The sequence below is a fragment of the Nocardia sp. NPDC005366 genome, assembly GCF_040606855.1.
In the GTDB taxonomy this organism is placed as follows: domain Bacteria; phylum Actinomycetota; class Actinomycetes; order Mycobacteriales; family Mycobacteriaceae; genus Nocardia.
Window position 1 is genome coordinate 1 of record NZ_JBEXFQ010000081.1, and the last position, 6020, is coordinate 6020.

At 68.1% G+C, this 6020-nt stretch carries 2 protein-coding genes; both read left to right on the forward strand.

The features are described from left to right. The first annotated feature begins 120 nt into the window (after positions 1-120). Positions 121-5223, forward strand: coding sequence for a type I polyketide synthase (locus tag ABZS43_RS36380; RefSeq protein WP_355040561.1), 5103 nt, complete (start codon positions 121-123; stop codon positions 5221-5223). Then, positions 5220-6020: beta-ketoacyl synthase N-terminal-like domain-containing protein (locus tag ABZS43_RS36385; protein ID WP_355040562.1), on the forward strand; the 801-nt coding region annotated here is incomplete at its 3' end. The genes ABZS43_RS36380 and ABZS43_RS36385, both read left to right, overlap by 4 nt.

Here is a 6020-nt window from a genome sequence, read left to right on the forward strand (position 1 = left end):
CGGGAGTGGCCGCGATATGGTCGTCCGCGGCGTGCGGGGGTGTCGTCGTTCGGGATTTCGGGTACCAACGCCCACGTCATCCTCGAAGAGGCACCTGCTCTCACCGAAAGCTCAGCGGTGATGAGGGATTCGCCGATCTCCGCCCCCTGGTTGCTGCCATGGGTGATATCCGCGAAGTCCCCGGGGGCGCTGCGCGGGCAGGCAGACCGGCTGCGGCGTTTTTGCGCCTCGGGCACGCTGTCGGCTGCGGACGTGGCGGTATCCCTGGCCGGTCGATCGCTGTTCGAGCACCGGGCCGTCGTATTGGGCTCCGGCACAGCGGAACTGCTGTCGGGACTGGAGGCGGTGCACGCGCAGGGCAGCGCGGGGGGCGTGGTGACGGGCCGGTCGGCACCGGGTCGCACCGGGTTGGTGTTCTCGGGACAGGGTTCCCAGCGCCTCGGAATGGGCAAAGAGCTGGCCGATGCGTTCCCGGTGTTCGCCGCGGCGCTCGACGAAGTCTTGGTGGAACTGGATCGGTGGATGGATCGTCCACTGCGCGAGGTCATGTGGGGAAGCGACGAAGCGCTGCTGCGTTCGACGCGGTATGCGCAGCCTGCGCTGTTCGCCGTCGAAGTCGCGCTCTTCCGGCTGCTGAGGTCCTGGGGCGTCGCGGTGGACGCGGTCATGGGGCACTCCGTGGGCGAGATCGCCGCCGCGCATGTGGCCGGAGCGCTGTCGGCGGCGGACGCGGCGCGATTGGTGACGGTGCGTGGCAGGCTCATGCAGGCACTGCCCGAGGGCGGGGCCATGATCGCCATCGGTGCTCGTGAGGCCGACATCGAAGATCTGGTGTCGTCCACCGCGAGCATCGCGGCGGTGAACGGGCCGATGTCGCTGGTGATCTCGGGTGAAGTCACCGCGGTCGAGGCGATCGCGAAGACCTGTGCCGAACGCGGTCACAAGACGACCCGGCTGCGCGTCTCACATGCGTTCCACTCGGCTCTGATGGACCCGATGCTGGAGGAATTCGCGGCCGAGATCGCGCAGACCTCCGTATCGGAACCGACCCTCCCGGTGCTATCGAACCTGACGGGGCAACCGGCCGGACCCGGCTATGCCGAACCGGAGTACTGGGTGCAGCATGTGCGCGAGCCGGTGCGATTCGCCGACGGTGTCGCGGCCATGACCGCCTCGGGTGTGTCTCGTTTCCTCGAGGTAGGTCCGGGGGCGGCACTGACCTCGATGATCGGTGAATCCGCCGATCCCGCGACCACGGTCGCCATCGCCGGCCTGCGCGCCCGCGTGCCGGAGCCGACGGCATTGCTGACCGCCGTCGCGCGGCTGTTCACCGCGGGGGGTGTGGTGGACTGGAGCGCGGTCACCGCTGCTTCCGGCGGCCACCGCGTGCCGTTGCCGCCGTACGCTTTCGATCGGCAGCGGTTCTGGCGCGCGCAGCCGTCGCGGACGCAGGCGGCCGGGCTCGGCCTGCCCGCAGTGGACCATCCGCTGCTGCAAGCGGTGGTGGAGTCGCCGGACAGCCGCAGGCTGGTGGTGACCGGCGGCCTGTCACGCGCCGCGATGCCGTGGCTGGCCGACCATGCCGTCTTCGATCGAGTTCTGTTGCCCGGTACGGGTTTCGTCGATCTCGTGACGGCGGTGGCCGAGCGGGTTGGCTGTGCGACGGTGCGAGAACTGACGATAACCGCACCGCTGCTGCTCACCGATGTGCCCGTCGCGCTGCGGATCATCGTCGACGAGCCGGATTCCGAAGGGGCGAGAGCGGTCACGATCTACGCCCGCTCGGAGTCCGAAACACACGGCGATACAGTCGATATCGACGCGCGCGCCTGGTCGACCCATGCCGAAGGGCTCATCACACCGCTGGTATCGGCTCCCCGGCCGGTACCCGAGCTACGGTCCTGGCCGCCCGCCGACGCCCGTGCGATGGATCTCGACCGAGCGTATGAAAGCCTGTCGCAGCGGGGATATCGGTATGGGCCGGTGTTCCAGGGGCTGTCCCGCGTGTGGCGCCGCGATGTCGACACCTTCGTCGAGGCGATCCTGCCGGAGGCCGGCGTCACTCCTGGATTCGGCATCCACCCGGCACTTCTCGATGCGGTGTTTCAGGCCGTGCTGCTCACGTCGGGAAACGATGACGAGGTGGTGCTGCCGTTCGCTTGGTCGGGTGTGCGGCTGCACGCCCAGGGCGCGACCAAGGTTCGAGCGCGGCTGCGCGTCATCGCACCCGGCAGGGTATCCCTGGACGTGGCAGACCTGGCCGGGCGACCCGTCATGACGGTGGAATCGCTGTCACTGCGGCCGATTTCGGCCCAGAGGCTGGCCGGCGCCCTGGCCGCAACGGCGGCCGACGGCTTGCACCACATGCGCTGGATATCGGTCGGCGCCGAGGTCGCCCCGGACCGGATCGCCGCGGTTCGAGTCGCCGATCTCGCCGACCCCGACTGCCTCTCACGGTTGACGAACGCCGAGGAATCGCGCGGGGCGGTGCGTGAGGTCGTGGCAATACGCTGCGCCGTCGATCGCGGAAAAGCTGCCGCCACGACCGGTTTCGACATGGCGGAGCGCGCGCATGCGCTGACCGGGCGCACGCTGGCCGTGCTTCGAGAATGGCTGGCCGACGCTCGCCGGTCCGCGACGCGGCTGGTAGTGCTCACCTGTGGCGCGGTAGATACCGGCGGTCGTGCCGTCGCCGATCCCGCGGGCGCGGCGGTGTGGGGCCTGGTGTCTTCGGCGCAATCCGAATTTCCCGGCCGAATCACGCTGCTGGACAGCGATGTTCCGATTGACGGCAGCGCTGTCGGCCGAGTGCTGACGCGGGTTCCCGTCGAGGAGTCGCAGATCGCGCTGCGCGGTGATGAGATTCTGGTACCCAGGCTCGAACGGGTGGACGCGGCGGCGGTCGTTCCTGGCGCAGGTCCATGGCTGCTGGACGTCACCGAGGCGGGGACACTCGACAACGTCCGCCTGCTGTCATCGGTTCCCGAGCCACCGGCGGCGGGTCAGGTGCGCATCGCGACGCGGGCTGTCGGTCTGAACTTCCGCGATGTGCTGATCGCACTCGGCATGTATCCGGGCGCGGACGCCATGCTCGGCAGTGAAGCATCGGGCGTGGTCACGCAGGTCGGGCCGGGTGTAACCGGATTCGCGCCCGGAGACCGCGTCATGGGCGTCTTCGAGGATCGGGTGGGATCGGAGTCGACCACCGATCAGCGGCTGCTCGTGCGAATTCCGTCCGGGCTGTCCTTCGCTCAGGCCGCCGCCATCCCCGTGGCCTTCGCCACCGCGTACCTCGGTCTGTTCGAACTGGCCGGGCTCGGCGCACACGATCGCGTTCTCGTTCATGCCGCCACCGGTGGTGTGGGACATGCCGCGGTGCAGCTCGCAAGATTTCGCGGTGCCGAGGTTTTCGCCACCGCGAGCCCGGCGAAGTGGGGTGTTCTGCGGTCGATGGGGATCGACGAGAACCACATCGGCAACTCGCGCACACTGGATTTCGAGTCGAAATTCCTGGCGGCCACCGGCGGTCGTGGTGTGGACGTGGTGCTCGACGCGCTCGCGGGCGAATTCGTCGATGCCTCGATGCGGCTGATGCCACGCGGCGGCAGTTTCATGGAGATGGGCAAGACCGATCCCCGGGATCCGCAGGTGATCGCCGCGAAGTACCCGGGGGTGGACTATCAGCCTTTCGATCTCTTGCGCGCCGGTCCCGACGTCATCCAGCGGATATTGACCGAACTCGTCGAACTCTTCGACCGGGGCCTGCTCGAGCCTCCGCCCGTCATGCAGTGGAGTGTCGAGAATGTCTCCGAGGCACTGCGATACCTGAGCCAAGCTCGGCACATCGGCAAGCTCGTGCTCACCGTTACGCCGCCCGTCTCCGAAGGCGCGGTGCTGATATCCGGCGGGACGGGCGGTTTGGGCGCGGTGCTGGCCCAGCATCTGGTCGATGCGCACGGGGTGCGGGATCTGGTTCTGACCAGTCGCAGCGGCCCCGGCACACCCGAAGTGGGCGCGCTGGTGCAGCGTCTGCGCTCCGCCGGTGCACGGGTTCGGGTGGAGTCATGTGACGTCGCGGATCGAGCCGCCGTGGGCGATCTGGTCTCTCGCATCCTCGCGTCCGGGCGGCTGGCGGGTGTGGTGCACGCGGCAGGTCTGCTCGATGACGGGGTGATCGGGTCACTGAACGCCGATCGGCTGCGGACCGTGCTGGCACCGAAGGTCGATGGCGGTTGGAATCTACACGAGGCGACGGCGGGGCTGGATCTGTCGTTGTTCGCGGTGTTCTCCTCGATCGCGGGGGTACTTGGCACCGCGGGCCAGGCGAATTATGCGGCGGGCAACCGCTTCCTGGACGGATTGGTTTCTTATCGGCGGTCGCGCGGACTTCCGGGCGTTTCCCTGGCGTGGGGACTGTGGGACCACGAGACCGGGATGACGGGCAGATTGTCCGACGGCGACGTGGCGCGAATGCAGCGCACGGGGCTGGTCGCGATGACGGTGACCGAGGGTCTGGCGCTCTGGGACGCCGCGCTGGCCTCCGGCCGTGCCCTGCTGGTCCCTGCCCGTTTGGACCGCCTGACCTTGCGCGCCCTGGCCGAACAGCAGAGGTTGCCGATCCTGCTGACGGGGCTCGTCGGGCTCCTGCGTCCGAAGGTCACCGCGGTTGACGAGACTGCCGAGCACGGCCTGCTGGAGCGGTTGACCGGTCTGAGCGACGAGCGCCGCTACGAACTCGTACTGGACCTGGTGCGCGAGCAGGCCGCCGCGGTACTCGGACATTCCGGCTCGAGCGCTATAGAAGCGCGAAAGCCGTTCGAGGAATTGGGCTTCGACTCGCTGGGCGCTGTCGAGTTCCGCAATCGCATGAACGTCGCGACCGGCCTTGCCCTGCCAACCACCCTCATGTTCGACTATCCCAACGCCGATGTGCTCGCCCGATTCGTTCGAGACCTGACCGCGGATTCCGCAGCGGCGACGTCCGATCGATCCTCGGAGGAAGAGTCCGAGGTGCGGCGATTGCTCCTCGCGATTCCGCTGTCCACCCTGCGGGAAACGGGGCTGTTGAGCAGCCTGATGGAACTCGCGGGCACCCCCGTCGCTGTCGGCGACGCGGCCGATGACGAGGACATCGATGGCATGGATGCCGAAAGTCTGATCCGCCGTGCCCTGAACGCCGAGCTGTTCGATGAGCACGAATCTGCCGTGGAGGAAAACAAATGACGGGCGTCACCGATTCGAACCTGGTCGACGCGCTGCGCGCCTCGATGAAACAGGTGGAGCGACTGCGGCGGGAGAACCGGAACCTGCTCGCGAAGTCCACACCGGAACCGTTGGCGATCGTCGGCATGGGCTGTCGGTACCCGGGAGGTGTCACATCCGCGCACGGATTGTGGGAGATGGTCGATTCCGCCTCCGACGTCATCGGGGACTTTCCCCGCGAACGCGGCTGGGATCTGGACGCGCTGTACGACCCGCGGCCCGGCGTGCCGGGTAAGTCGTACACGCGTTCTGGCGGATTCCTCTATGGGGCAGGTGAATTCGATGCGGGCTTCTTCGGCATCAGTCCCCGCGAAGCGCTCGGTATGGATCCGCAGCAGCGCCAACTGCTCGAGGTGTCCTGGGAAGCGCTGGAGGACGCGGGCATCGACCCCGAGACGCTGCGCGGTACCAGCACCGGTGTCTATGTCGGTGTCGCCTCGTTGGCAAGGTACGGCGCGACGGGCAATGGCATTCCCGCCACCGCACCGAGCGTCGCGTCCGGGCGGGTGTCCTACGCGCTGGGACTGGAGGGCCCTGCGGTCACCGTGGATACGGCGTGTTCGTCGTCGTTGGTCGCGTTGCATCTGGCGGGGCAGGCGGTGCGGTCGGGGGAGTGCGAGCTGGCTCTGGTCGGTGGCGCGACCGTGATGGCGACACCGGAATTGTTCGTGGAGTTCTCCAGGCAGCAGGGGCTTTCGTCGGATGGGCGGTGTCGTTCGTTCTCCGGTGCGGCCGATGGTACTGGGTGGGCCGAGGGT